This window comes from Mucilaginibacter sp. OK268 (assembly GCF_900103125.1).
Classification (GTDB): domain Bacteria; phylum Bacteroidota; class Bacteroidia; order Sphingobacteriales; family Sphingobacteriaceae; genus Mucilaginibacter.
Map to the genome: position 1 here is coordinate 168,903 of NZ_FNJV01000010.1, position 26,869 is coordinate 195,771.

Sequence of the window (26,869 nt, forward strand, 5' to 3'; positions counted from 1 at the left end):
AGCTAATATCAGGCAGTTTCTGGCAATTCAAGATTCATCTCCAGCAGTGCATAACTTAAGGTTTTGCCGTGGGTATCCATCACTAAGGATGTAGTAACCCCGCCTGCCAAAGCCTGCAGGCATACAAACTGCAGCGCGCAAATATTAGGAAGCTCATACCGGACAATTTCGCCATGTATGACCTCTTTGAAATGTTCCTTCACTTTATCCGCAGTCACCAGATTACAGAGCAGCTCATAGTCCTTTTCATTGTAGGGTATCAGTGATAAAATCAAGGTATTGCCTTTATCACCTGCTCGGCTGTGCGCTATCTCATAAAGTTTAATGCCCATAACTTTTCACAATTACCGATGGTTTTATTTTGTTCCTGTCGATCAGTACCGACACTATACCGATCACCTCATTTACATATTTTCGCACCCCGCCGCCACCCGCCGGCCCATTGGTATAAAGCGCTTCCACTTCTTCACCTATAATCGCAGCCTGATCAGCAGTGGCCGCCTTTCCGGCTACGCGCAAACGTACTTCATAAGGCTGACAGTCATTTGCAAGCGAAGAAGGATGAACCGATGTATGGCCGATATAGTCGGTCCTTAAATCAGGAAATTGGTTTTTTAATCGTTGCTGAATAATTTCACCTGCTAAATGCGCCCTTTCCCGTGCGCCTGCGCCTGCATAAGTGATCTCCCCTTCGCCGGTAAAGCCTGCCTTGTACCCAATGCTGACTTTCAAGGTGGATGGCTTTTTATTGCCGCTGCCGCCAGTTACCTTAATACGATTTTCTCCATCCTGTTTCAAGTATACCGTGGTGAAATCTGCTGATACATCGGGCGTCAGGTATTGATAAGGATCTGTTACCTCATACAACAGCTGTTCTTTTGCAGTTGCTAAGGTTATATTGCCTCCCGTCTCATCAACTTTGCTTATAGTTGCACTTCCGTCCGGCCAAACATCTGCAAAAGGATGGCCCAATGTGCTCATATTCTCGATTGGCTTTTTAACCGGATCGGCAAAATAACCACCTGTTATTTGCCCCGCGCATTCCATCAGGTGTCCGATCACTGTTCCTTTAGCAATAATATCCACATCATCCAAAGACCAGCCAAACTCATGTACCAGTGGCGCGACAAATAAGGACGGATCGGCGACACGCCCGGTTATGATAATATCGGCGCCCGTTGCCAGCGCCGGTAAAATAGCATCCGCACCTAAATAGGCATTGGCTGAAATGACTTGTCCTGACCGGGAAATAGGATTGTCTGTTTCCATAGCGATCTCATCGCCGCTGATAGATTTCAAAACATCATCGCCGGTAATTGCCGCTACTTTGATGGAGATACCTTGTCTTTTTGCTATTTCAATAATTTTATCCGCTGCCGCGACCGGGTTTGCCGCCCCCATATTGGTGATGAGGCGGATTTTATTTTTTTTGAGCAAGGGTAACAGCAACGCTATGCGTCGCTCCAGCAGCGGATCATACCCTTGTGCCGGGTCTGTCGCTTTTCTTTTTTGAGCTAACGCGATGGTACGCTCGGCCAGGCACTCCAGGACCAGGTAATCCAAATCACCCTTTTCGGCTAAGATCACAGCAGGTTCGAGCCGGTCTCCCGAAAAACCTGCACCACAACCAATACGGACTTTATCTCTCTGTTTCATTTATATGCTTATCGCCCCAAATGCTATTGCTATTATGGTCATAATTATAGTGGTACCGAAAGCCCATTTAAAAGTGAATTTCTGGTGATCGGCTAATTCCACTTCCGACAATCCTACCAAAACAAATGTTGAGGCAGTCAATGGACTTAACGGGAAACCTGTTGTCATCTGCCCTAAAATTGCTGCCCGACCTATTTCTATGGAATTTATGCCATAATGGGTAGCCGCGGTTTTTAAAACCGGGATTACGCCAAAATAATAGGCATCAGGGGTAAAAACCAAACTCAATGGCATACTGGTGACGCCGACCAATGCCGGCAAATAACCTGCATGCTCTTTGGGAATGATGGAAACCATTGATAATGCCATAGCGTCGATCATTTTGGTTCCGGTGAGTATACCGGAAAATACCCCGGCTGCAAAAACGATGATAGAAACCGAAAACACGTTGGCTGCATGTGCCTGTATCCTTTTTCTTTGTTCGGCCTGCGAGGGATAGTTAACCAGTATCGCTACGGCAAAACCGATAATGAATAAAGCCGATGGCGGCGCCAGCGACAAAATAAGCGCCGCGATCAAAACGATGGTCAGAACCGCATTGAACCAGAATAATGCGGGCCGGCGGCTTTCTTTTTGTTCGTCAGAAAGTTCCTGGTGGTGATCGTAATCCAGCTGAACAACGCCTAAACGCTTACGCTCTTTTTTGCCAAGCCAGAATGCCACAAATAACACCCAAAGAATCCCTCCGATCATGGACGGGAGAATCGGAATGATCAAATGCGCAGGGTCAGTTTTCATCACATTTAAAGCTCTGGCTACAGTGCCCGACCAGGGCACCAAATGCATAACGCCCACGCTGAGCGCGACGATGCAGGGGAGTATCAGCTTCTTCATGCCCAACTTTTTGTAAATAGGGAATAAAGCAGTGATGGTGATCATAAAAGTGGCCGTACCGTCTCCATCCAGGTGAACCAGCATGGCCAAAATGGCGGTTCCCAGGGTAATTTTCAACGGATCGCCTTTGGCAAGGTTAATAATGCCCCTGATCACCGGGTCAAATAATCCTGTATCGATCATCAGGCTAAAGTATAATACGGCAAAGATCAACAGGATGCCTGTGGGTGCTACTTGTTTGATCCCGCCCAGTACCATTTCGCCTATCTCTTTCGCCCCAAAACCACCGATCAATGCAAATAAAACCGGTACCAGGATTAAAGAAAGCAATACCGACAGGCGCTTGGTAAGGATCAACCCTAAAAAGACACAGATGGTTAAAAAGCCGAGGATGGATAGCATGGATTAGAGCATTACGCCATTGGCCTTTAAACGTTTACTAAAATACAAAACCTGGTAAGGCAAGGCATCCTGCCAGAATTCCCAGGTATGGCCGCCCGGCCGTTCTGTATAATCATGCAGGGTATGGTTATATACCAGGCGCCGGTGCAATTCGCGGTTGGGTTCAAGCAGAAAATCCTCTACCCCGATATCCATTACGATGGGCAATCCGTTTTTTCTGATTTGATCAGCCATATTTACCACAGAATAAGGCAGGTAACTATCCGGCGTCATCGGCCCCATTATTTTATCCAGAAACTTGGTAAGCCCTTTAAACCGTTCCGGGGTCAGGTTCCAGGTGGTCATATTCGGGTCGAGCGCCCCGCTCATGCTCCCGGCCGCCGCAAATAATTCGGGATGGCGGGTAGAAAGGTAAAGCGAGCCATACCCGCCCATCGACAAGCCCGTGATCACCCGGCCTTTTTTGTCTTTGACCGTGTGGTATTTGCTGTCGATAAAAGGAACGACCTCTTTGATAATATAAGTTTCAAATTTGCTGTTTGGATCAACCGGGCTATCAATGTAATAGCTGAATATTTCTCCTTCCGGCATTACAATAATCATATTGTATTGGTCGGCCAGGTTACGCACCAGCATTTTATCAGGCGTTTTCAGCAGCCAGTCGTTGAAGTGCCCAAAGCCGCCATGCAGCAGGTAAAGTACGGGGAAGTCCTTTTTGCTTTTGTTATAGCTATCTGGTAATGCGATGGCCGCTTTGTAAGTTTTATTCATGGCCGCGCTCGGTATTTCAAGGGTATCCACCTTTGAAGCATAGCATAAGGGGCTGCAAAGCATGGCGAGCGCAAAAACATAGCAGAGTCTTCTCATCGTTGATAATTTTTATTGTTTTTTTGGAGCGTTGACTATTTTAAGCAGTTCGGCATCCGGGTGATCACGCATTTCACATTTGTTATCCAGGATCATCGTCGCGCCATTTGCAGACGTATAGGCGGGCCATTTTGGCAAACCTGGCGTATTGGGATTACCGCTGCGGGCAAAACTGATCCAGGCACTGCTTATTTTCGAGGCAAGTGCATAGGCATCCTTGCCGCCACCGGTCATTTCCTCGCAGCGCCCGATATTATCGAACTGGAAAGCGATATCCATACAATGCATAGCCTTGTATCTACCATCGTTTACGGGGGATTGCCAGGTAAAAAGATACATATAAACCGGCGCCGCACCGCTTAACCCGGATTTTTGATCGGCTTGTTTGATGGCTAATGAGCGAAAACCGAATTCGATATCATTGTATTCAAACGGCTTGCTAGTATTTGGGTAAGCTTGTTTCACCGCTGCCATATAAGCGTCGGTCTGGTCGCCATATTTTTTCTGTAAAATAACTTTCAGATCTTCTATGGTCTGGCCCTTCGGGGTCGGCGCGAAAGCTGCAAACTCATTTTTAGTGGTACCCACCAGTAGCGGTATATTTTTTGAAAGGTCCACGGCGGCCTGATCGGTCGGCTGATTAGGGAACATATCGCCATCCAATACCGCGTTCCAGCCGACGTTTGCCGGTTTTCCTTCTTTTCTCAACGCTGTTCCTACTTTTCTTAGCGCCCTGTTACCGGCGACATTCAATTGATCATAGGGTATTTTTTGCAGGGAGTCGACCTGGGAAGCCTGCAAATGTAATTCATCCAGCAAAGCAGCTGCAACGCGCTGTGAAATGGATTTTTCAGTAAAAGAAGTGATATAACTGCCGCTTTCTACGATCGCTTTGTGAAATAGGCCTTTCGCCTTGGCTGTATTCATCATACAGGTTACCTTTCCGCCGCCGCCCGACTGCCCGAATATAGTGACGTTATCCGGGTCGCCGCCAAATTGCGCGATGTTGTCTTTTACCCATTGCAAGGCCGCAACAATATCAGCCAGACCGGCATTCCCTGAGTTTTTATATTTATCCCCATAAGCAGAGAGGTCGAGGAAACCCAGGACATTCAACCGGTGATTTACTGAAACAAGTACAACGTCTCCTTTCTTAGCCAGGTTCTCCCCGTCATAGGATGGCAGTTCAATAGATGAGCCGGCCGTAAAGCCGCCGCCATGCAACCACACCATCACCGGGCGTTTCTTCCCGTCATTTAATTTCTGCGTCCATACGTTCAATGTCTGACAATGCTCATTGGAATAACCCAAATCGTGGTTAAAAGCAAATTCAAACGCATCGTTCACTGTCGTAGTCGGATCGGTGGGGCAAACCGGCCCATAGGTCATCGAGCTCCGCTCGTCATTCCAGGCTTTGGGTTTGCGTGGTGCGGTAAACCGGTCAGCTTCCGCATAGGGGATTCCTTTAAAGGTGAAAATTCCATTATGAACATAGCCCCTGACTTTTCCGTTATCAGTAGAAGTGACCGCAATACCTTCACCTGCTTTTATAGGATCGTTACTTTGGCAAAGGGCCGTTAAATTTAAAAAGCAGATGGCTGTCATTAACAACAACAGTGTAGTTTTTCTTTTCATAATAATTGGTTTTATCAGGAATGACAAATCTATATTTATACCTTCAATTCCATCTTTTTTAAAATTGCTGAATTGTATATAAATTTATTGCTTGATTTCCGAAACGTTTCCGAAACCGGGAGCAAACCTGAAATGCTAAAAATCATATGACGCTCAAAACGGGAAAGGACGAAATTGTATACCTGCTGACAAAGGTAGTGCTGAAATACGAGGCAGCAACCGGCCAGGGTATTAAACGAAATACGAACAGAAAGAATTATGAAGACCTGGCGCGCATGTTAAGCGAGATCAGTAACAGCCTTCCCAATACCAGTGAAACCCTTTTCCATAATTATTACCCACCGGGTGAAAACAATGCGTCTGCCGTTTACCCATTCCGCAAATATGACATAACCGGCGGTCAGCTAAAAGATGCTATTAATGGGATCGTGTCGAACCCGCGCCCATTTTTGGTTGATGCTTGTTACATTTATTTATATGGACAGGGTAGAAAGGGTTTTGCACAAAAACCAGTTGATGCAGGGTTAGTGGATGAGCCGGCAACTGTTGAAGTGCCAATCGTTGATGTGCTTCCTATAAAGAGCAGTATATTATCGCTGTCCAAAAAGATCAAAACATATCGGGCAATTGTAATCCTGCTTTGTTTTATTTTATTAGTTGGAGGGATTCTTTGGGCTGAAGAAAATTCAAAGGAAAAAAAACTCTTCCGTGATTTAAGCATTTTGCCCTACCGGCCCTCAAGCGCCGAGATCGACAGCCTGGAGGGAATCTGGCTGTGCTATACCGGATCGCCGCAGGCCCGGACCTATGATGCCGGGCGATTCCATAAAATTGTTTCTAATATCATGGATGTGAAATACCAGGATGGTTACTTCAAATTCATCCGTTACGGGTCTAATTTCGAACATGCGGGCTATATGCAGTTTGAGGCAGCCTGGCTGGTTTCCATTCACTCACATGTCGTTAACGACCGGGATAGCATCGAGTCGCCTAAACTATCATTGATGCGTTTGGATGAAGGCAGGCCTTATGTGGATGTCATATCCGCTTCCTGGAACTTTGACCAGGGAAAAAAAAACAGGATCATCGGCATACGGGAGCTTTTCATCAAACAAGGCAAAAGGGGACGGATAGAGGAGATTATAAATACGCCGCAAAACGCAGCTTGTAGTTGTAAAATAATTAAATGGCAATCACCCGGCAATGCAATTCGTTTTTTTTATTTGAAAAATGAACTGCTGGATACGATTGGCGATAAAAGATTGAAACAAACACTCGATGAGAAAAGTATTTTACTTTCTCGGCCCGGTGATACATCCTTATTGCTGCCTAAACATTTTACAAATACGCATTGAGGTATTATTTGAATTATAAATGTCTTGGATGCTGATCTGTAATAACGAGGCAATCTCGAGTCAGTTAATTTTTTCTTACCGCTAGGTTGAAAAGCTTCCTGAGGCTGGGCTCGAACCACAAAAAATAGATAATCTACATTTTAAAATTTCAGGCACGTGAAATCTTGTTTTCATCTTCCAAAATCGGCCCAACAGCCTCTAAAAACTCCATTAAGTGTTCAAAGAATTCCCCTACGGGCTACAAAGCCGCTTTGCGAAAGTAAAGCGGCTTTTTGTTTGGTATACTTATTCGTAACAAAACAACAAACCGGCGAAACCAATGGCCCCTACCCACCCCAAAACCGAACGCCCTATGTTAGCTTCCGTTGCAGCAAAACATATTTATCATCGCATAATTTTGTATATATCAATATGTTGTAAATTTGGAACAGCCTTTGGGCTATTTGAATTACTTGAATCCTGATATATTCCATATTAACCTGTACCATGTGGTCGCCATGGCAACCCTGTTTTCGGGGTTTACACTTGCGCTACTTTTAGCATTCGCAAAAAGGGAAGGCCAAACAGCCAACCTGTTTTTAAGTGCCGCTTTAGCTGTAATTGTACTGAAGACTGGCGGGCTTTCGCCGATTTTTTTACCAGCTCTAGGGCCGCTGTTGTATTTTTATGTGCGGCTGATGACGTCACCAAATCTACAATTTGCCCGAAAGGATATTCTGCATTTTTGCCCTTTGCTGGTTACGTATTGGATGCCGGGCTGGCTGGTGCTAATTTCGGTTGTCATTTATTTATACCTGTCACACCGGTTGATACAGCGTTTTTATAACCGCTTGCAACCGGTGCTAATGGATAGGCCGCGCTTTGCTTTCCGCCGGTTGGATAAGGCCCTGCATTTGCTCGCCTTGCTTTGCATGTTATGGCTGTTTAATGATGTCTTGAGCTTTACCGTTGCTTTTGTGCTTATTGGCGTGGCCGCCGAAGTGATGCTAAAATCGGATAGCAGCACACAACTGACCACGCCGATAACAGATAAATATGATGCAAAGGAAAAAAGCCGCAGGCTAAAGGAAGCCGTAGCCGCAAATCGTCTTTACGAGGATGCCGAACTGACATTGACCTCCCTGGCAGTAAAGCTGAATATCCATCCGCACGATTTATCGCGGATTATTAATGTGGGGATGGAGAAAAACTTCAGCGACTTTATTAATGAGTTCAGGGTTCGTGAAACTGCCCGGAAGATGCGAGACCCGGCCCACAACCGGCTCACACTGCTGGGGATCGCCTACGAGTCGGGGTTTAATTCCCAAAGAACTTTCAACCGCGTTTTCAAAGAGATGACCGGCAAAACCCCGGTGGAATACAAGAACGGCCTGAAAAAAGAGTTGCCAAATGATAAGTTGGCCATCCCATCACACTTGCCGTCGGTAATATTGCGTTCAGGAAGCCCTCCAAGTTGGGCTCCTGTAAAATTAAATCGCAATTATATGTTTAAAAATTATTTCAAAATTGCCTGGCGCAACTTTATTAAGAATAAGGTATTGTCGTTCATTAATATAGGTGGCCTTGCAGTGGGCATGGCAGTGGTAATGCTGATCAGTTTGTGGATTTTGGATGAAGTATCATTTGATAAGTATCACGATAATTATCACCATATAGCCGAGGTGGCGCAAAATGTGACCAACAATGGCGAAGTGAAAACCTCGTTCCAGGTGCCATATCCCCTGGCAGCCGCGTTGCGCAAAAACTATGGCAGCGATTTTAAGTCTGTAGCAATGTCGACGCTCCCGAGAGATTATATACTGGGGGTAAGCGACAAAAAACTGACTGAACAAGGGGCCTTTATGGAATCCGGCGGTCCGGACCTGTTCACACTAAATATGCTCCGGGGCAGGCGCGATGCCATAAAGGACCCAACATCAGTGCTCATATCGGCGTCGACAGCTAAGGCGCTTTTCGGGAATGAGGACCCGATGGGAAAAATATTGAAGCTGAACAACCTGGAGAACCTGAAAGTAGCCGGCGTTTATGCAGATCTGCCCGAAAATACTACACTTGCCGGTCTGGCTTTTATTGGTTGCTGGGACCGTTATTATACAGATTATAGACTGAGCGAAATGCGCGAGCCATGGGGGCCAGGCAAAGTTAATTTATATGTTCAATTGGCTGACAATGCCGACATCGGGGAAGTGTCTTTAAAAATCAAGGATGAACAACTGCGGCATTTAAAACCGGTTTCAGCTAAAGCGAAACCGGCGCTGTTCCTGCAGCCAATGAGTAAATGGCATTTGTACAGTGCGTTTAAGGACGGAAAAAATATCGGTGGCAAAATACAATTTTTGTGGCTTTTTGGTATTGTAGGTGCGTTTGTACTGCTGCTGGCCTGTATTAACTTCATGAACTTAAGTACAGCCAGGTCTGAGAAACGCGCGCGCGAAGTAGGTATTCGTAAGGCAATAGGTTCATCCCGCAGCCAATTGATACACCAGTTTTACACTGAATCGTTACTTTGTGTATCGCTGGCATTTTTGGCCTCCATACTATTGGTCGTGTTAAGTGTTCCAGCATTCGATCAGCTGACTGGTAAACAAATCGTCATTCCCTGGAACAACCCGGCGTTTTGGCTCGCCGGAATTGGTCTAAGCTTTATCACTGCTATTATCACCGGCAGTTACCCGGCACTCTACTTGTCGTCATTTAAGCCTGTGAAGGTATTGAAGGGGGTGTTCCGGGTCGGGCGGCTCGCTTCGGTCCCGCGTAAAGTACTGGTAGTACTTCAGTTTACTGTTTCCATTGTGCTGATCATCGGTACCATTGTAGTTATCCGACAGATACTTTTTGCCAAGGACCGCCCTATAGGCTATAGCCAGGACAGATTGGTTGCTATTCCCATCCGAACTATTGAACTCCACCAACATTTTGATGTGATAAAACAGGCCCTTGCGAGCAATGGCACAATTACGGAAATGGCCGAAGCAGACGCTCCACCTAACAAAGTTGCTGGGACTACCGGCGGCGTGGGATGGCCTGGACAAGACCCTAGCCTGGATGCCAGTTTCAGTCAGGACGATATTTCATACGATTATGGAAAAACCATTGGCTGGGAATTTAGCGCTGGCCGTGATTTCTCACGGACATTCCCTTCCGATTCATCAGCGGTGATCATCAACCAGGCAGCAGCTGATTTTATGTCCATGAAAAAACCGACAGAAAACTACATAACCTTTTATGGCAAACGGTTTAAGATCATAGGCGTAACTAAAGACATAATTAACCGTTCGCCTTACGGACAGGTGCCACCTATGGTTGATTTTTTAGCGAAATGGGCGGGAGGCTGTTTACTGCTAAAGATAAGTCCGAAAATGAGCGCCGGTAAAGCTATTAGCAACATCGCTTCTGTTTTAAAAACCTATAATCCTGAACAGCTATTTGAGTATCACTTCGTTGACCAGGAATATGCTAAAGAATTCGGTGATGAGGAACGCCTCGGTAAGCTGGCTACTGTTTTCGCTGGGCTGGCAATATTTATCAGCTGTCTCGGTCTGTTTGGCATGGCATCATTCGTGGCCGAACAGCGTATTAAAGAAATAGGTATACGCAAGGTACTTGGCGCTTCCGTATTCACTTTGTGGCAATTGCTATCGAAAGACTTTGCCATACTGGTGTTTTTGTCAATAATAATAGCCTCGCCTGTAGCGTATTATTTTATGCACAACTGGCTGCGTAACTATCAGTATCGCACCGATGTCACGTGGTGGATATTTGTTGTTACAGCTATTGGCGCTATACTCATCACATTAATAACGGTAAGCTTCCAGTCCATAAAAGCCGCATTGGCAAACCCGATAAAAAGTTTGAAGACAGAATAGCAAGCCAGGTATGCCGACTTTTTAATTTGCCCCTTAAAGGAAGCCTTTTATTAAAATCATGACTAACACGATATATATTATGTTAAGTAAAATACACAGAATCAAACATCCCGAAATAGAAGGTAATTGAAAAATGACGTAACGTGCTGAATTTAAGCGAATAAAAACTTGAGGTGTCACCCTTAAATATTCGCTAACCGTTTCAAATCTCTGTGAAAAAAGTTCGAGATTCGGCCACTCAAGGCTACAAAGCCGCTTTACAAAAGTAAAGCGGCTTTGTAGTTTCGATTTGATTTTCGGAACACGCGGCACGCGTGCACCAGCAAGGGGAAAAATAATGTAAAGTTAGGTGTTCGTTGTTTTCCCTGTTAAATTTACCCGTTGTAATTTGGGTCAAATTCCACAATCCATTCAATACCATATTTGTCTCTAAACATTCCAGCATATGTACCCCAGGGACTGTCGCCAATCGGCCCTTCAACATCTCCCCCTGCTGATAATCCGTTAAATATTTTGTCTGCTTCTTCACGGCTTTCTGCGCTAACTGATATTTTAGACCTGTTCTCGTTTTCGTTTGTTCGTCCCATAAATTCGGGAACGTCATTGGCCATTAACACATTGTGCTTGCCAAGCGGCAGGGCAATGTGCATTATTTTATTTGCCTCATTATCTGCTACCGGAAATTCAGGGCTTGATATGTCCTTGAAACGAATAATCTTTGCGAATTCTCCGCCAAAAACTGATTTGTAAAAAGTGAATGCTTCTTCGGCATTGCCATTGAAGTTGACCCAGGGGTTAATTGTTCTCATGATTTTTATGGTTAAATGGTTAAGTTTTTCTGTTTGCTCTTTTCGGTTTTCAGCATTTCTCTTGTCAATGCGATTGTAGATTTTTTTTCTTATAATTTCTGTGATAAAGATTTCAGCAGATTTTCCAGGTTTGTTAACATAACAGTGTACCCTTTCCTAAAGCCCTCTTGTAAATTCTCCATTCGTTCAAGCGATTCATTAAAAATGGTAATGTTCACTTTTGTTATACCATTTTGTTCGCTGAAATTGTGATCCCATTCAGAACCCGGCAATTCAGGGTTTTCGTCTTTATCTGCAAAGGAATTATACAGTTTAAAATTGGTTTTGGGAGTAATGGAAGTATACTCCTGTATTATCCAGCGTTCTTGCCCTTCGGGGCTTATCATGGCATAAAATCTTCGCCCTCCAACTTTGAAATCCATATATTTGGTTTTGCAGCGCATAGGTGCTGGTGCTGCCCATTGGTCTAGTATTTCCTGTTTAGTAAAAGCATCCCATACCAAAGAAAGTCCGGCATCAAATTCTCTTGTTATAAATATCGTTTTCGCTGCTTTGTCAACAGTAAAATCAAATAGCAAATCGTTGTTCATTTTTTCTGTTTTTTAATTGTTGATAATACTTTATCAAGTTGATTAAACTGAGTTTCCCAGCTTTGCCTGAATTGGGCTAACCAATTGTCAAATTCCTGCATTTTTCTTGCATTAAAGTGATAATAAATTTCCCTGCCAGACTGCTCAGGTTTAATCAATTCGCATTCGTGTAATACTTTAATATGTTTTGACACTGCCTGCCGGCTCATATCAAATTTTTCGGCCATTGCATTTGGTGTTAATGCCTGGATAGCAATTAAAGTTAAAATAGCTCTGCGTGTTGGGTCAGCTATGGCCTGGAATATATCTTGTTTCATTTTTTAATATTCAATTGCGCAACCTTTGGGTTGCAAATATATATGCAACTTTTAAGTTGCGCAAATTTATTGCAATTATTTTTTGTTGAGACAAATTGATCTGAAGTTTTAGTGTTGTGGTGGCATTCGTTACACTGAACGTAGGCGAGCGGCCTATGTCTTTTGCTTACCCATTTCAGCTCGCCCGACTTGGCACCACCGCTTGTAAGATTATATTTCATTTTTAAATTATGCTAAAAAAGAGATCTCCATTAGCAAGTCAATATTTTAAATGCATAAATATCAATGGTTTAAGAAGTTGCCAATAAACGCAAATCCAATAAAAAGGGGTTCGAAAAGTTTTCCCTAAGGCTACTTAAAACAATATCGAAAGGTGATGAAATCCTGTAAATCAAATGATTGCATTTTTTTGTTTCCATCAAAACGTCATTTTTCGAACTAAATCGCAACAAAAAAGAGGCAGATTCGGTGCGTACTTAAATGGGAAAACACTACGCACCGAATTGATTACCAATATATTCAATTATTGGCATTTTGGTAATAACAGGCTACAAGCTTACTTTTGTTTCACTTTTAAGCCTGTAATTATTAAAAGTAATTTCTACCTGCTTTTTACCTGAGAAAGCAAAAAAACTACAAACGTGGCCCTATGGCCGTCTACATGCGCATTACCGTAAATGGTAAACGCGTAGACATGTCTGCCGGACATGAATGTGATCCGTCCAAATGGAACAGCCATGCAGGTCGTGCTATCAGCACAAAAGAAGAGAACCACCGGATGATAATTCCAAAGGAATGTCGCATTGAGGGGTGAATGGGAATCTACTAGAGCACTTAGATAGAATTTTAAGAATTATTCGGGAGATTTATAAATAATAAAAGTTGCTTGGTATTCAATTATAATGCTTTAATCAATAAGCCAATGATCGCTGCAATACCAATAATATAAGGCTCCTGCATTTTTTTAATATACAGCAATGCGAGAACTGCCGCTATAGCGATTAAAGCGGTCGGGATATCCGTGATCGAACGCATTCCAATCACAATCACCGAACCGACCAAAGCACCAATCACCGCTGCTGTGATGCCTTTCACAAACGCTTTGATACTCGTATTTTTGGCAATCCTTTTAAATGATGGTGCTAAGGCAACAGTGAATAAATAACATGGCAGAAAAGTAGCTAATGCTGCTACACAAGCTCCCGGAAAACCGGCGACGAGATAACCGATAAAACCCACGGTGATCACCACCGGCCCCGGTGTGATCATGGCCACGGCAACTGCGTCCACAAATTGGTTTTCTGTCAGCCAGCCAAATTCTTTGACTACGCCACCATGCAGAAACGGCACGATGGCCAGGCCGCTGCCAAATACAAAAGCACCTGCTTTGGCAAAAAACCAGCCGATTTCCTGTAAGGTCTTGTCGTCATATTTCCAAAAGCCGGTACTGATCAATATTCCGGCCGGTAATACAGCAGGTTTTTTGATCCATTGCGGCGGTGCCTTAATCAGCATATATAAAATACCGGAGCCCAAGAAAAATACTATTTCTTCTCTTTCGGTAATAACGGTAATTACGATCCCTGCTATATAAAACAGCCACAACAACCATTCGGATTTCATAGCAGGTATCTCAAATTTACTAATGGATTTAACGGTCAGTTTATAGGCGCTCATCGCGATGATGCCAATCACGGCTGCACCCACTCCATAAAATACGGCCTGCATCCAGACCAGTCCTCCATAAAGTTGGTAAGCCATGCCAAGCAGTACCACCATAATAAATGACGGAATAACAAAAGCCAGTCCCGTCAGCGTTGCGCCGATCAGCCCATGATGAACAAAGCCTATATAAATACCCAATTGAGCAGCCAAAGGTCCCGGTGCTAATTGAGCCAATGTCAATCCTTCTTTATATTCTTCTTCAGTCAGCCATTCTTTATTCTCCACCAGGTCACGCTGCATATAACCAACTAAAGCTACCGGGCCGCCAAACCCCCAGGTGCCCAACTTTAAAAAATACTTCGTAATATCCAGCAAAGAATAAGCTGGTTTGGATTTGATTATTTGCTCTGCCATATGTGTTTTTCCTCCTGTACATATTTGGCCCAGCTATACAGGGCATCATAAATGATTAATCCGAATGCCAGTTGTTCCTGGTCGTCTTTAAAGTTATAAGACAGCCCTGCTGAAATGGCCCAAAGCCCCGCCGCCTGTTGTGCCAGGTCAAAACGCGCCGTATCCGCACCCCGGACGATCTCCGCGATTTGCAGTAGCGCTGGGTCGGTCAAGCTGTGTTTTTTAATAATATAATCAAAGGTGCAGCGCTCGCCCTCATGGGTATATTCTACACCCGCAATATCATAAGGTATAGCATCCTGTATCTTAGCCTGGTCAATAACCTGATCTTTAGGTACAAAAATGAACTTTGCAGTAGGGTCAACAAAGTTTTTAATAAGCCAGGGACAGGCAATACGGTCAATTTTTGGCCGTTCACGGGTGATCCATTTCATAATTGTGCTACTGTTTTATTTGAACGATTATACCTTCTTTCAGTTCTTCATTGGCCTGTGCCACCAATTGGTCGCCGGGTTTCAAATCGCCCGCAATTTCCGTCTTTTCTTTGCCGGTAAACCCGGTTTTAACATCCACCCATTTCGTCTTTCCGTTTTCTACCCTGATCACGAACTTGCGCTCCTGCGTGGTCACCACAGCTTTAAAAGGAACCAGGAACCCGTCTTTGGGGCGGCTGACCGGCAATACGATCTGCGCGAACATACCGGGTTTGAGCAAGCCATTCGCATTCGAAAAAGTAAGCTCCCAGGTTTCGCTCCGGGTTTGTGGGTCAATGGCATCCGATTTCCGGGCCAGCTTAGCTTTAAAGACCTGCCCCGGATTGGCCGATACGGTAAAAGTTGCTTCATTACCCTTTAGTTTGGTTGAGTTATAAGCTTCCGGAACGGCGACATCCACTCTTAAAGATGAGTTATCTTCCACACGGAACAATAGCGTTTTACCCGTATTGTCTACAAAATCGCCTTTAAATATATTTCTTGCGGTCACCACACCATTAAAGGGCGAACGGATCACAAGGTAATCCTCCAGTGCTTTATTCGCTTGCGTTGCCGAACGGGAAGCCTGGTAAACAGAGCTGTCCGTCCGCATTTGATTGTGTGCAATTTCAAGTTCATTATCCGCCACTGCACCGGGTGTTTGCGCAGCTTTCAACAACCGTAAATAAGTTGATTTGCTGGATTCATATTTGGATCTGGTACCCATGCTATTGCTTTGGCTTTGAGCCTGGGCGGCTTTTAATTCAGGCGCGTCCAGGATGCACAGTATCTGTCCTTTCGTAACCTTAGAACCGATATCTACTTTCACGTCTTTAACATAACCCGGTGTACGGGCATAAATATTAGCGCGGTCAAAAGGGATAATTTCGCCGGTCAGGTTCAATTTATTGGAAACAGGTTCCAGTTTCAGCGTGATCAGTTTAACCACAGGCTTTTCCGGCAGACCCTGCGGGGCTGCTTTTTCTGCCTGATTGCCCCCGCAGGCTGCCAGCAGGCAAACCGGGATGAAGTAGATATATTTTATAGCTTTCATGATTGATTTTCGGTTAAGAGGTGATACTTACTTGCAGGATCATCCGGGTCAAGAGAAATTACCGGTACAGGGCGATTCCCGATGGACGACTGGTAAATTAAAGGTAATATGATCAGGCTGGAGAACATGGAAAAGATGAGGCCACCGATAACGGCTGTGCCTAAAGGTGACGTCTGGTCGCCGCCTTCGCCCAAGCCCAAAGCCATCGGGATCATCCCGGCTATCATGGCTAAACTGGTCATCAGAATTGGCCTGATCCGGTCTTTGATCCCCTGTAAATAGGGCTCACTTAGTTTTTCACGCCGATGTTTTTCCGCTTGCGTTACAAAAAGGATGGCATTAGCTACGGCCACACCAACCGCCATAATGCAGCCCATATAAGATTGTATATTCAGTGTTTTGCCGCAGATCCAAAGCAACAGCAGGCTGCCCGCTAAAATACCGGGGATAACTGAGGTGATAACCAGCGATAAGCGGAACGACTGGAAATTTACGGCCAGCAGCAGGAAGATCATCACGATAGCCAGTAAAATACCGTTTTGCAATTCCTGGAAAGTCTGTAAAAACACTTCAGCTTGTCCTGGCTGTTGAATCTTCATCCCTTCCGGCAGCTTGCCTGTCTTTGAAATAATTTTATCAATATCATGGATGGCGGAACCTAGTGCATTGCCCTGTAAGTTTGCAGTAATCGTAATAAAGCGCTTTTGATTCAGGCGGTCAAACTCGCCCTCCGTATTACCCATTTTCCAGGTCGCTACATCCCGCATATAAACCTGTTTGCCGCCGGCGGAACTTAACAGGATGTTATCCACCTGTCCCGGATCGTTCATGATCAGTTCTGGTACCTGCACCTGTACCTGGTAGGCGGTTCCGGCTGCTTTATCTACCCAATAATTAGGCTGCGTAAAACGACTGGATGAGGTAGCCGCGGCCAGTGATTTACCGGCATCCTCCACAGTCAGGCCTAACTGCCCCAGTTTCACCCTGTCAAATTCGATCTTCATGGCTGGGTAACCCTGTGGTGCGCCGTAGGCCACATCCCGCAGGTAAGGTAGTTTTTTCAACTGTTCAACGATCTTTTTACCAAAGTCCCGGTCCTGTACCAGGCTTCTACCCAAAACCTGTATCTGTACCGGTGTTCCTGTTCCCTGGCTCATCACCTGTTCCACCAGGTCTGCCGGTTCAAATGAAATATGTGATCCGGGCATCTGCGTACTAACCGCCTGGCGTACCTTTTCCTTAAAATCATCCAGATGAATACCTGCACCTGAAATGAATTTAACTTTTAACAAAGCCTCTTCCGGCCCGCTGGTCCATAAATGGATCACACTGACCGGGTAGCTTGAACCTACCAGGCCAACATAGGCAGAGGAGATGGCGATTTTATTTCCGCCGGAAATACTGTCGATCAGGTGCAGCAACTGTTTTGTACTTTGCTCCGTTCGCTCTATACGCGTACCTTCCTTTAACCTTAATCTCACCTGGAACTGCCCTGCATCAACTTTTGGAAATAACTCTTTACCAACGGTAAAGAAAAGCAGTGCCGCTAAAGCGATGGAAAGCACCAGGTAAACAGGTATCAGGATGTTTCTGCCCGGTGACAGGCGCTGGATCAAGTTTTCATGACGCTCTTTAAATCGGGTCATCCGTTTACCTTCTTTCGCGCTATCTCCCAATTTATCCTTGAACAGCCAGTTGGCGATGACCGGTACAAAGGACTGCGATAACAGGAAAGAAGCGATCATCGCAAAACCAACCGAAAGGGAAAGCGGTAGGAACATGGCTTTTGGAATGCCGGACATGAAGAAAGCCGGGAAGAATACGGCCAGTATACAAAGCAGGATCAGCAGTTTGGGTAAAGCGATCTCTTTACAGGCCTCCAGTATAGCCCGGCCTTTCGGTTCGCCTTTTTCCTGGTGATGATGAATATTTTCGATAGTTACCGTCGCCTCATCCACCAATATGCCGATAGCCAAAGCTAAACCACCAAGCGTCATGATATTGATGCTTTGACCAAAAAGCTTCAGAAAGATCACGGCTGAAAGCAAGGCCAGCGGAATGGTTAAAACAACAATGAGTGAACCACGCCAGTCGCGCAGGAATAGCAGCACCATTAAACCGGTCAGCAAAGCGCCTAAAATACCTTCTGTCATGAGGCTTTTGATGGAATTAATTACATAGTCTGATTGGTCAAATTCATAACTGACTTTAATATCCGGCGGTATGGCCGCCTGCATATCTGGTATAGCAGCTTTTACTTTTTGTACCACGTCCCAGGTCGAGGCATCAGCCCGTTTGGTTACCGGGATATAAACTGAACGCTTGCCATTAATGAGCGCGTAACCTGCCGTAATATCAGCGCCATTGTCCACCTGCGCCAGGTCATGCACATAAACACCAGGACCACTGCCGGTTTTCACCGGAATATTGCCCAGTTCCTGGATATTATCTACCACTGTATTTTGCGGCGCAATGAGCATCTGGTCACCCACCCGCAAATTACCCGCTGGAAGGATGGTATTTCCTTTAGCGATGGCGGTTACCAGTTCCTCTGGACTGATGCCGTAACTGCGTAATTTATTGGGATCGGCTTTGATCAGCACCGAGCGCTGGTTACCGCCAAATGGCGGAGGTGCGGAAACGCCCGGCAGCGTGGAGAACATGGGGCGTACCTTAAATAAGGCCAGATCCGACACTTCGGCCAAAGACCGGGTTGAACTACTGAAAACCAGTTGGCCCACGGCAACACTGCCGCCGTCAAAACGGGTGACAAAGGGCGACACGGTTCCCGGCGGCATAAAGGCTCGTGCCCGGTTCACCATGGATACTACCTCCCCGGTGGCCTGGCCCATATCGGTGCCCTCGTAGAAGTTGAGTTTTAATAAGGTAACGCCCTGTATGGTTTTGCTTTCTACGGATTTGATACCCGTTACGTATAAAAAATGATATTCGTAATAAGAAGTCACGAAACCTTCGATCTGTTCGGCAGAAAGACCGCCATAGGTTTGGGCAACGTAAATGGTAGGTGTCCCCAGCTTAGGAAAAATATCCACAGGCATGGTTTTGATGGATACCACTGCAAAGAAAATGATAGCAATAACGGCTACTATGATCGTGACCGGCTTTCTTAGTGAGGCGTATAAAAATTGGATAATATTCATTTGCCGTATTGATTTAAAAACAGGTTGAGGCTGCCGCTATAGGCGGCCTCGTTTAACAAAGCTCGCCAGGCACCATAATAAGCTATCTTCACAGTAGCCGCGGACTGAAATAAAAGCTGCTGCGCCTGGATCACATCATAATAATTGATCAATCCTGATTTATACCTGGACTGGATAGCTTTATAGGAATACTCAGCAGAATGGAATTGCAGCGGTGCCAGCCTGGCAGATTGTACCGCCTTTTGAAAGTTGGATGCCGCGATCTCCTTTTGCGTGTTCAGGTGCAATTCAGTTTGCGCCAGCTGTTCCCGGCTGGATGCGGTAAGGAGCTCCTGCTGTTTCCACAAAGGTTTCTGCCTGAAAACTTCCAGTATAGGGAAAGCGATCTGTGCGCCAACCCCATAGTTATACCGCTGAAAGCGCCAGCCATCACTTGAATTGACCGAACCATCAGCACCAATGCCTGAACCCCTGCCATAACCGGTACTCCACAAAGTCAAATGTGGCAATATGCTTTTCTTTAATGATTTTAAGGCCAGTTCATTCGCGCTGACATTTGCCTTTCCCAATTGCACTTCCGGGTGATCGGTAGTTGAAGTATCGGCTAAAGTAATGGCCGGAAGATTGCTGAAGAGCGAAGAGTCCGCTGGCAAACCAGCCGGTAATTTACCGCCGACCAGTTCTTTCAAAGCGATCAATGTGGAATCCCTTTGCCTTTCAAAAGCGATTAACTGCATTTCTGCCCTTGTATATTCGGAATGAAAAGAGGAGGAATCGGTGCCCGGCCTTAAACCGCTGACCACTAAAGTTTGTGCCTGCTTTAAGTTAAAAGCCGATTTATTGATATTGGACTGATAAACCTTGATCAGGTCACTCACCAGTTGGTAATTCAACCAGGCACCAATCACATAAATTTGGTGCTGAAATAAGGTCAGGTTCTCATCTGCCTGTCCATATTGCAGTCGGCCTTTGGCCAAATCAATTTCGGCACCACGCTGGCCAAAAGTGATGGGTTCCCATTGCAGGTTGAGTGCGGCGGCGCTGCCGGGTACTCCACTGTAATCATTACCCTTGCTGGGCGGTCCGCTGATGGGCGTGATATACTGTGGGTAGATCATACCGGTAATGTTATTGGCTGTCGCGTAATCTACCTGGTAAGAAGCATTGAGCGATGGGATCAAGCCATTCTGTTTATATTTCACCGCGTATTGCAGGGCCTGGGCTTGCAACCTTTTGACTTTGATCAGGGGATAATTGGCTGTAGCTGTCCGAAGCAGAGAGTCGAGGTAAGATTTACCTTGCGCGTAACTTCGTTCGGGCAGCGAAAAACAAAGGAGTATACCTGCAAGCAGGCCAATCTTTGAATGCATAGATAAAACGGGATGTTTCATAGCTGGAAATCCAGTGCTGTATTTGTAAGCACAATGCTATGAGAATTTCGGGCGGGAAAATAGAATGGATTTTACTGAAGTAGAACCTGCTTTACTTTTTGGGAAGATTTTTTTTGTATTCGGAGGCTTTCATGCCCATTTGTTTCTTAAAGATCCGGTTAAAATGGCTTTGGTCAGAAAATCCGGTCAGGTAAGCGATCTCGGTTAAAGAATAATTGGTAGTCTCCATCAGGTTGATCGCTTTTTCAAGTCTCATTTTGCGGATATATTCTCCAAAGGACAGATCCTCAAAATACTTGGAAAACTCCCGTGACAAATAGGCCGGGTTGATCTTCAGTTCTTCCGATACCTGTTGTAGACTCAGCGCCATATTGGTATCAATCTGATCCTGGATCATTTCCCTGATTTCCCCAGCCCATGCCGGTGCTTTTTTGGAGCCCTGCTGTTTCAGGTATTTATTAAAAACCTCCAGTAAAAGATATTCTACCGGTTCCTGGATATGTTTTTGTTCGTACAAATATTTGGCCCAGGTGTACAAGCCGTCATAAACTTTGATGCCCAGTTCCAGCAATTCATGGTCATCAGGGATGTTTTTGGATAACCCTAAAAAGATAGCTGACAGGCCCGATGCCTGCGGGGCGAAATCATGCCGGTCTGTATCCGCACCTCGCACAATGGCCGCTATGCGGTCAAGTGCCACATCTTTTAACTCATGCTTTTTGATAAAATAATCAAAGCTGCACTGGTCATCGTAATGAGTGTATTCCACACCTGGCAGATCAAAAGGAACCGCATTTAAAACGGCGGCCTGCGCAATTACCTGGTCAACGGGTACATAAATGATTTCAGCCTCGGGATCAATGAAGCGTTTGATCAGCCATGGACAGGCTATGCGGTCAATTTTGGGATGTTCACGGGTGATCCATTTCATAATGATCAAAGTTAAAAATCTAAAGCTCTGTTTAGAGGCCTATTGATAACCCCCTAATAAATACAGCAGATGAGCGGGCCATAAATACATACAAAATCTGTAGGAAAATGGGAATTATGATCTTTAAAAACAATAGTTTTATTAATGGCAGTTTATGAGGTAAAATCAGCCGCAAACAGCTGGTCTTTACTTTGGAATGCTTAAAAGAATACTCTCCTTGTTTATGGCCCGCCTCTTTTTAGGGAGCAGCATTCTATTGCTATTAGATGATTTTCCTTAATGCGTGATCTTCCTGAAATGTACAGGAATTATTCCAGGATCACCACCCAGGAAGAGTTAGGTGTGATTGACTTTATCGGCGATTACTTATTGCATGGTAAAGAAATATTCGGCAACAACGAACATGATAAGGCACAAGCCAATGGTAATAGTGTTCAATTTCAGCACCAGGCCAGTTCTTTAAACGTTGTCCCTAGTTTCTGATTTTCTTAGATCAGGTTTCCAATCTGGGGTTACTGGGTCAGTGACAAAGCTGGTTGTTTTTTAAATCATTTTGCTTTAATGTTCAAAAACACTATGATTAGTGTACATCGATAGTAAAGTTAGATATATTATCTCCCCTATAGCGGCGTACTACAGTAGCACCACTATCTCCCTGTACCGTTGTTTGATTTGTATATCCAATGGCTTTTATATAATATCTTCCCGGTGTCAGGTTACTGAAAGTAGAAACACCACTGCCGTCTGTAGTAAGGATCTCATCATACTGGCTATCTGTAAAGTTTGGATTGGTGTATACACCAATTTTTAAATATACTTTGGCTCCTGCTACGGGCTGGTTATGATAATACACCGTAATATTTAAGCTGCCATTGCCACTGGGGTCTTTTTCACAGGAATAAAACATGGTGAGGAAAACCAGCAATAAGCAGATTAAGTAAAATTTCTTTTTCATGATTCGGTTGATTATTGTAAATCCCAGATGCCTGCTGAGCGCTCCAGCGTAATCAGGGCCGAGGCGTAATTGAATAGGGCCTGGTAGTAATTCTGCTGCACATCATTATAGGTACGCTGGGCATTCAACACTTCCAGCAGCGAGGTTTCTCCGCGCTTGTAGCTGTAGGTTTTACCGTCCAGAACTTTTTGCGCTTCGGTGAGTAAACCATTCTTAAACTGCGTGGCCTGTTTCTTTGCGGCCTTATAATTCATCCAGGATTGTAATACTTCTGTTTGGATTTGCAGCAATACCTGGTCATATTGTACTGCCGATTGTTTGATGGTATACTGCGCGGCTTTAATATCCCCTTTATAATGATTGGAGAATTTCAGCGGGATGGACAGTCCGGCATTCAAACTGTGATAGGCCGGGGTTGGCGCTATTTCATTGGTAGCTGCCGCATTATAAGTACCGCCCAGGTTAATGCCAAGGTCAATTGTCCGGTTGGCCTTAACCAGTTGCAGGCTTTTTTCAGCAGCAGTTTTGGTGTTTAAAGCCACCACCAGGTCTGCCCTGTTATTCTGCGCGTTTGCTATCAGGTTACCTAATGAAAAGTCCCTGTCCAGTTTGTCAAAATCGCCTGAAGGCATAAACAATGTATCGGCATGGACTTTTCCGGTCAGTAAATTGAGTTGTACAAGGGCTGTTTTCCAGTCGGCTTCATTCTGGAACAAGGTATTTCTTAATGTGCCAGCTTCCAGTTTGGATTGCCGGGCATCTGTTTCTGTAATAGCGCCCAGTTTAAAACGGATAGAATCAGCCCTGGCCAGCTTATCCATATTCTCCCAGGAGTTTTTCTGAACCTGGAAAATATAAAAGTTCTGCATGGCGGTGTAGTAAGCCAGTGACGCATCTGCCCTAAGGTTACGGAAATAATCTTCCAGCATGGCTTTATTTAACTCTACCTCACTTTTGGCCAAATCTATCCTTGATCTTCTTTTTCCGCCCAATTCCAAAGTGGTACTCAGGCCAGCGTTATAGCCGTAGCCCAGTTTCTTACTGGCGTTCTGATTATCAAATGCCCCGAAGGATAGTTCCGGATCGGGAAATACTTTCGCAGATTCTATTCCGGCTTCAGCAATACTTACATTGTATTTTTGAGCCTGATAATCCAGGTTCTGTTTTCCCACCAGACTTAAAAAAGTAGTAAGCGGCAGTTTGATCTTTGCAAAAGAGGTATCAGCGCTTTGCTGCGCCAATGCTTTTGTATTATTCATCACTACGATGAATAATAACAGATATATGATATTGAAATTCTTAGTTTTCATGTCTTTATAGCTTATTTCTGAGGTTCTGCCGGTTTAAAATCATCCTTTCCCCATTTGCTTTCCAGCATGTAATACAGGGCAGGCAGCACAAAAAGGGTGATAGCTGTTGCTACAAACAATCCGTATACAATTACTGTAGCCAATGGCCTTTGCACATCAGAACCGATGCCTGTTGCTAGGGATGCAGGCAGTAATCCTAATGCTGCAACGGTGGCGGTCATCAATACCGGGCGAAAACGGTCTTCAGCACCCTCCACAACTGCTTTTAGCAAATCGTACCCTTTTTTCCGCAGGTCATTGATGTGCGAGATCAGTATCACACCATTCTGTATGGCTACACCAAACAAGGCAATGAAACCTACTGCTGAAGAGACATTCAAGGTCATTCCCCTGATGTTCAATGCCAGCATACCGCCGAATAAAGCCAACGGTACAATAGACAAGATGAGCCCTGCCTGGCGGAATTTACCAAATGCACCATAGAGCAGTAAAAACATGATGGCCAATGCCAGCGGGACAATCACCATCAGTTTGGCATAAGCCCGGTTCTGGTTTTCAAACTGCCCGCCCCATTTGATCGTGTATTTATTGTGATCATACTTGATGGTACTTTCAATTTTGCTTTGCGCTTCATTTAAAAACGCGGTCAGATCATTCCCTCTTAAATTGAGTTTAACCGTCAAATGACGTTTATTCAATTCCCTGGTAATGGTACTTTCACCCGTAGCAGTTTTTACGGTTGCAATTTGCGACAACGGGATTTTGGCACCTGTTTGAGAAGTAAGCATCAGGTTAGCAATTTTCTCAGGTGTATTACGGCTGTCTTCATTATAACGGCAGATCACGTCATAAACTTTATTGCCTGAAAACACCTGCGATATGGCTTTGCCACCAATGGCTACTTCGATCAGTTCAGATACGTCGCTTACATTAAGGCCGTAACGGGCCACGGCATCACGATCAACAGATATCTGCAATTGGGGTAATGGCGGCTCCTGGTCAATAGCCACATCGGCAGCACCTTTGATGCTTTTAATCGTGGTCATGACATTTTCTGCAATACGGCGGGTTTCCTTAAAATCTTCTCCGTATATTTTTACCACCAGCTCGCTGTGCGCGCCTGCAATTTTATCCATTACGCCATCGATCATCGGTTGACTGAACCCGACCGTATAGCCCGGCATAGTTGCATATTCTTTGTCCAGGTCGTTGATCAGGTCGGCTTTTGTCCTCCCGTTCTTCCATTCGCTGTAAGGTTTAATGCCAATACTGCATTCAAAGTGCGAGGCCGTCCAGGGATCGGTACCGTCATCATTACGCCCGGCCTGCACCATCATATAGGTTACTTCACTATACTTCATGGTATGCTGCCGTAAAGTATCACTCATTTCTTTCGATTTCTGTAAGGATACGCCGGGAGGCAATTGCACCTGTAACCATATAGAGCCTTCATCCAAAGGCGGTAAAAAATCTTTACCTACGGTGATGGAAAGCACCACCGCACCAATTAAAGCGATTGCCAATGGAATAAAAACCTGCTGTGGTTTTTTCATCACCTTTTTACCGCCTTCAAAATAGGCTATGGTTAATTTTTCCAGCCATTTGTTGTGGAACAGTTTCCGGGGTTTCCGGTAAACGGCATAAGCCAGCCCCGGTATCAGCAACAGTGCAACGGCCAATGCTCCCAGTAACGCAAATCCAACTGTGAAAGCCATCGGGGTAAACAGCTTCTTTTCTACCCTTTCAAAAGAGAACAGGGGCAGATAAGCGGTAATGATGATCACCGTAGAGAACAAAATGGGTTTGGCAACGGCCAATGCCCTTTGCTCGATGGTAGTTTCCTGCAATTCTTCTGTGGGGCTTTCTTCCCGCTTTTTCAAAATGGTTTCCATCATCACAATGGCTCCGTCTACAATGATCCCAAAGTCAATAGCTCCGAGCGAAAGCAGATTAGCAGGGATATGGGTAAAGTGCATCAGGATAAAAGCAATGAGCAATGCCAGTGGAATAGTTATGGCCACGATCAATGCGCCGCGCCAGTTACCCAGAAAAACGATCAGTACAATAATAACCAGACTCATACCTTCCAGCAGCGTATGGGACACGGTATGTAGGGTAGTGTCAACCAAGCTGGTGCGGTCTATGTATGGCCTGATCCGTACACCTTCGGGTAATACATTTTTATTCAGGTCTTCCACAGCTGCGTGGATGCCCTCCAATACTTTTGATGGGTTTTCGCCTTTTAACAGTAGCACAATGCCTTCATCGCCTTCGCTGTAGTTTACTTTACGGTCGGTATAACCTAAAATACCTTTGCGTTCCAGGTTGCCGTATTTCAAAGTGCCTACATCCTTTAAAAAAACAGGTACACCATTTACCGACTTAACCACAACGTTACCCAAACCCTCCAGCGTTTTTACGAGGCCGATGCCCCGTACAACATAACCCAGGTCGCCACGTGTGAGTACACTCCCGCCCGCGTTGGCATTGTTATTATTGATAGCAGTTTGTATATCGGTAAGGGATAGTTTGTATTGTTCCAGTTTACCGGGATCAACTTCCAGCTGGTATTGCGTGGTGATACCGCCAAAGTTGGTCACATCGGCGACACCTGCCACTTGCTTGATGCGTGGAATAATTGTCCAGGTTTGCAGGTCGGTGATCTCCCGCAGGTCATGGTTTTTGCTTTCGATGATATAACGATAGATCTCCCCGATGGGTGAGGTAAGCGGATCAAGACCGGGCTGCGCGCCATAAGGCAGCGTGACATCGCCCAGGCGCTCGGTAATGCGTTGCCTGGCCCAGTAATCCTCAATACCATCTTCAAAAACGATAGTGATGATAGAAAGCCCGAATGTGCTTTTGCTGCGCATTACGTGCATACCCGGCATCCCGTTCAATGCCCTTTCCACAGGAATGGTGATCTGTTGCTCCACCTCTTCGGCAGCCAGGCCGGGTACCTGTGTTACTACCTGTGAGGTAACATCGGCAATATCAGGATAAGCCTCTACAGATAGCTGTGTCCAGGAATAATAGCCAAATATGGCCAGCAAGACGAACAACGCTGCGAAAAGCCAGCGTTTGTTTATAGCGGTAAAAATAAGTTTCTTCATGATGGCTTTAT

21 protein-coding genes are annotated in these 26,869 nt (G+C 45.1%); 4 read left to right on the forward strand and 17 right to left on the reverse strand.

Going from position 1 to position 26,869, the window contains the following annotated elements:
* Positions 1–8: 8 nt before the first annotated feature.
* The 5 genes from BLR84_RS25175 to BLR84_RS25195 are packed head-to-tail and all read right to left on the reverse strand — an operon-like array spanning position 9 to position 5,454.
* Positions 9–332: an AtuA-related protein gene (locus BLR84_RS25175; RefSeq protein WP_090473028.1), complete on the reverse strand. Its 324-nt coding sequence runs from the start codon at positions 330–332 to the stop codon at positions 9–11.
* Entirely contained in the window at positions 322–1,656 is a 1,335-nt protein-coding gene (locus BLR84_RS25180; RefSeq protein ID WP_090473029.1) for an acyclic terpene utilization AtuA family protein, read from the reverse strand. The genes BLR84_RS25175 and BLR84_RS25180 overlap by 11 nt, the downstream gene beginning before the upstream one ends.
* Complete coding sequence (locus tag BLR84_RS25185) at positions 1,657–2,952, reverse strand: CitMHS family transporter (protein WP_090473030.1); 1,296 nt, start codon at positions 2,950–2,952, stop codon at positions 1,657–1,659.
* Positions 2,953–2,955: 3 nt separating this feature from the next.
* Positions 2,956–3,819, reverse strand: coding sequence for an alpha/beta hydrolase (locus BLR84_RS25190; RefSeq protein ID WP_090473031.1), 864 nt, complete (start codon positions 3,817–3,819; stop codon positions 2,956–2,958).
* Positions 3,820–3,831: 12 nt separating this feature from the next.
* A complete protein-coding gene (locus BLR84_RS25195) occupies positions 3,832–5,454 on the reverse strand; it encodes a carboxylesterase/lipase family protein (RefSeq protein WP_090473032.1) in 1,623 nt (540 codons plus the stop codon).
* 146 nt (positions 5,455–5,600) lie between these two features.
* On the opposite strand from BLR84_RS25195, the gene BLR84_RS25200 reads away from it, so the two are divergent.
* Together BLR84_RS25200 and BLR84_RS25205 are read left to right on the forward strand one after the other, a co-directional pair.
* Positions 5,601–6,809, forward strand: a complete 1,209-nt coding sequence (locus tag BLR84_RS25200) for a hypothetical protein (protein ID WP_090473033.1) — start codon at positions 5,601–5,603, stop codon at positions 6,807–6,809.
* Positions 6,810–7,261: 452 nt separating this feature from the next.
* Complete coding sequence (locus BLR84_RS25205) at positions 7,262–10,675, forward strand: ABC transporter permease (RefSeq protein WP_143013995.1); 3,414 nt, start codon at positions 7,262–7,264, stop codon at positions 10,673–10,675.
* A 374-nt stretch (positions 10,676–11,049) separates the two neighbouring features.
* Here BLR84_RS25205 and BLR84_RS25210 read toward each other — a convergent pair whose 3' ends face one another.
* From BLR84_RS25210 to BLR84_RS25220, 3 genes are all read right to left on the reverse strand, one after another.
* Positions 11,050–11,484 (reverse strand): VOC family protein, encoded by a 435-nt coding sequence (locus BLR84_RS25210; protein WP_090473035.1) that lies wholly within the window; start codon positions 11,482–11,484, stop codon positions 11,050–11,052.
* An 89-nt stretch (positions 11,485–11,573) separates the two neighbouring features.
* On the reverse strand, positions 11,574–12,074 hold the full coding sequence (locus BLR84_RS25215; RefSeq protein WP_090473036.1) for an SRPBCC family protein: 501 nt from the start codon (positions 12,072–12,074) through the stop codon (positions 11,574–11,576).
* Entirely contained in the window at positions 12,071–12,391 is a 321-nt protein-coding gene (locus tag BLR84_RS25220) for an ArsR/SmtB family transcription factor (RefSeq protein ID WP_090473037.1), read from the reverse strand. Before BLR84_RS25220 ends, BLR84_RS25215 begins: the two co-directional genes overlap by 4 nt.
* Before the next feature lie 616 nt (positions 12,392–13,007).
* On the opposite strand from BLR84_RS25220, the gene BLR84_RS25230 reads away from it, so the two are divergent.
* A complete protein-coding gene (locus BLR84_RS25230; protein ID WP_255367045.1) occupies positions 13,008–13,205 on the forward strand; it encodes an Arm DNA-binding domain-containing protein in 198 nt (65 codons plus the stop codon).
* A gap of 83 nt (positions 13,206–13,288) precedes the next feature.
* On the opposite strand, the gene BLR84_RS25235 is transcribed toward BLR84_RS25230, so the two are convergent.
* From BLR84_RS25235 to BLR84_RS25260, 6 genes are all read right to left on the reverse strand, one after another.
* Entirely contained in the window at positions 13,289–14,470 is a 1,182-nt protein-coding gene (locus BLR84_RS25235) for a chromate transporter (protein WP_090473040.1), read from the reverse strand.
* Positions 14,455–14,904: a chromate resistance protein ChrB domain-containing protein gene (locus tag BLR84_RS25240; protein WP_090473041.1), complete on the reverse strand. Its 450-nt coding sequence runs from the start codon at positions 14,902–14,904 to the stop codon at positions 14,455–14,457. The genes BLR84_RS25235 and BLR84_RS25240 overlap by 16 nt, the downstream gene beginning before the upstream one ends.
* Positions 14,905–14,911: 7 nt before the next feature.
* Positions 14,912–15,997 carry an efflux RND transporter periplasmic adaptor subunit gene (locus BLR84_RS25245; protein WP_090473042.1) on the reverse strand — a complete coding sequence of 362 codons (1,086 nt, stop codon included), beginning with the start codon at positions 15,995–15,997 and terminating at the stop codon, positions 14,912–14,914.
* Positions 15,994–19,158 carry an efflux RND transporter permease subunit gene (locus tag BLR84_RS25250; RefSeq protein WP_090473043.1) on the reverse strand — a complete coding sequence of 1,055 codons (3,165 nt, stop codon included), beginning with the start codon at positions 19,156–19,158 and terminating at the stop codon, positions 15,994–15,996. Before BLR84_RS25250 ends, BLR84_RS25245 begins: the two co-directional genes overlap by 4 nt.
* Positions 19,155–20,528, reverse strand: coding sequence for a TolC family protein (locus BLR84_RS25255; protein ID WP_176852153.1), 1,374 nt, complete (start codon positions 20,526–20,528; stop codon positions 19,155–19,157). Before BLR84_RS25255 ends, BLR84_RS25250 begins: the two co-directional genes overlap by 4 nt.
* A gap of 112 nt (positions 20,529–20,640) precedes the next feature.
* Entirely contained in the window at positions 20,641–21,480 is an 840-nt protein-coding gene (locus BLR84_RS25260) for a chromate resistance protein ChrB domain-containing protein (protein ID WP_090473045.1), read from the reverse strand.
* Positions 21,481–21,759: 279 nt separating this feature from the next.
* On the opposite strand from BLR84_RS25260, the gene BLR84_RS25265 reads away from it, so the two are divergent.
* Positions 21,760–21,963: a hypothetical protein gene (locus BLR84_RS25265; RefSeq protein WP_090473046.1), complete on the forward strand. Its 204-nt coding sequence runs from the start codon at positions 21,760–21,762 to the stop codon at positions 21,961–21,963.
* 97 nt (positions 21,964–22,060) lie between these two features.
* Here the strand turns inward: BLR84_RS25265 and BLR84_RS25270 are convergent, their stop codons facing one another.
* From BLR84_RS25270 to BLR84_RS25280, 3 genes are read right to left on the reverse strand one after another with little or no spacing between them, the layout of a single operon-like run.
* Positions 22,061–22,435 carry a hypothetical protein gene (locus BLR84_RS25270; protein WP_090473047.1) on the reverse strand — a complete coding sequence of 125 codons (375 nt, stop codon included), beginning with the start codon at positions 22,433–22,435 and terminating at the stop codon, positions 22,061–22,063.
* An 11-nt stretch (positions 22,436–22,446) separates the two neighbouring features.
* A complete protein-coding gene (locus tag BLR84_RS25275) occupies positions 22,447–23,745 on the reverse strand; it encodes a TolC family protein (RefSeq protein ID WP_090473048.1) in 1,299 nt (432 codons plus the stop codon).
* Between the two features lie 11 nt (positions 23,746–23,756).
* Positions 23,757–26,858, reverse strand: coding sequence for an efflux RND transporter permease subunit (locus BLR84_RS25280; protein WP_090473049.1), 3,102 nt, complete (start codon positions 26,856–26,858; stop codon positions 23,757–23,759).
* Positions 26,859–26,869: the final 11 nt, after the last annotated feature.

Excerpts from the sequence above, each read along its gene's own strand:
- BLR84_RS25175 (WP_090473028.1), bottom strand. The coding sequence starts at position 332 with ATGGGCATTAAACTTTATGAGATAGCGCACAGCCGAGCAGGTGATAAA.
- BLR84_RS25180 (WP_090473029.1), bottom strand. The coding sequence starts at position 1,656 with ATGAAACAGAGAGATAAAGTCCGTATTGGTTGTGGTGCAGGTTTTTCG.
- BLR84_RS25185 (WP_090473030.1), bottom strand. The coding sequence starts at position 2,952 with ATGCTATCCATCCTCGGCTTTTTAACCATCTGTGTCTTTTTAGGGTTG.
- BLR84_RS25190 (WP_090473031.1), bottom strand. The coding sequence starts at position 3,819 with ATGAGAAGACTCTGCTATGTTTTTGCGCTCGCCATGCTTTGCAGCCCC.
- BLR84_RS25195 (WP_090473032.1), bottom strand. The coding sequence starts at position 5,454 with ATGAAAAGAAAAACTACACTGTTGTTGTTAATGACAGCCATCTGCTTT.
- BLR84_RS25200 (WP_090473033.1), top strand. The coding sequence starts at position 5,601 with ATGACGCTCAAAACGGGAAAGGACGAAATTGTATACCTGCTGACAAAG.
- BLR84_RS25210 (WP_090473035.1), bottom strand. The coding sequence starts at position 11,484 with ATGAGAACAATTAACCCCTGGGTCAACTTCAATGGCAATGCCGAAGAA.
- BLR84_RS25215 (WP_090473036.1), bottom strand. The coding sequence starts at position 12,074 with ATGAACAACGATTTGCTATTTGATTTTACTGTTGACAAAGCAGCGAAA.
- BLR84_RS25220 (WP_090473037.1), bottom strand. The coding sequence starts at position 12,391 with ATGAAACAAGATATATTCCAGGCCATAGCTGACCCAACACGCAGAGCT.
- BLR84_RS25235 (WP_090473040.1), bottom strand. The coding sequence starts at position 14,470 with ATGGCAGAGCAAATAATCAAATCCAAACCAGCTTATTCTTTGCTGGAT.
- BLR84_RS25240 (WP_090473041.1), bottom strand. The coding sequence starts at position 14,904 with ATGAAATGGATCACCCGTGAACGGCCAAAAATTGACCGTATTGCCTGT.
- BLR84_RS25245 (WP_090473042.1), bottom strand. The coding sequence starts at position 15,997 with ATGAAAGCTATAAAATATATCTACTTCATCCCGGTTTGCCTGCTGGCA.
- BLR84_RS25250 (WP_090473043.1), bottom strand. The coding sequence starts at position 19,158 with ATGAATATTATCCAATTTTTATACGCCTCACTAAGAAAGCCGGTCACG.
- BLR84_RS25255 (WP_176852153.1), bottom strand. The coding sequence starts at position 20,528 with ATGCATTCAAAGATTGGCCTGCTTGCAGGTATACTCCTTTGTTTTTCG.
- BLR84_RS25260 (WP_090473045.1), bottom strand. The coding sequence starts at position 21,480 with ATGAAATGGATCACCCGTGAACATCCCAAAATTGACCGCATAGCCTGT.
- BLR84_RS25265 (WP_090473046.1), top strand. The coding sequence starts at position 21,760 with ATGCGTGATCTTCCTGAAATGTACAGGAATTATTCCAGGATCACCACC.
- BLR84_RS25270 (WP_090473047.1), bottom strand. The coding sequence starts at position 22,435 with ATGAAAAAGAAATTTTACTTAATCTGCTTATTGCTGGTTTTCCTCACC.
- BLR84_RS25275 (WP_090473048.1), bottom strand. The coding sequence starts at position 23,745 with ATGAAAACTAAGAATTTCAATATCATATATCTGTTATTATTCATCGTA.
- BLR84_RS25280 (WP_090473049.1), bottom strand. The coding sequence starts at position 26,858 with ATGAAGAAACTTATTTTTACCGCTATAAACAAACGCTGGCTTTTCGCA.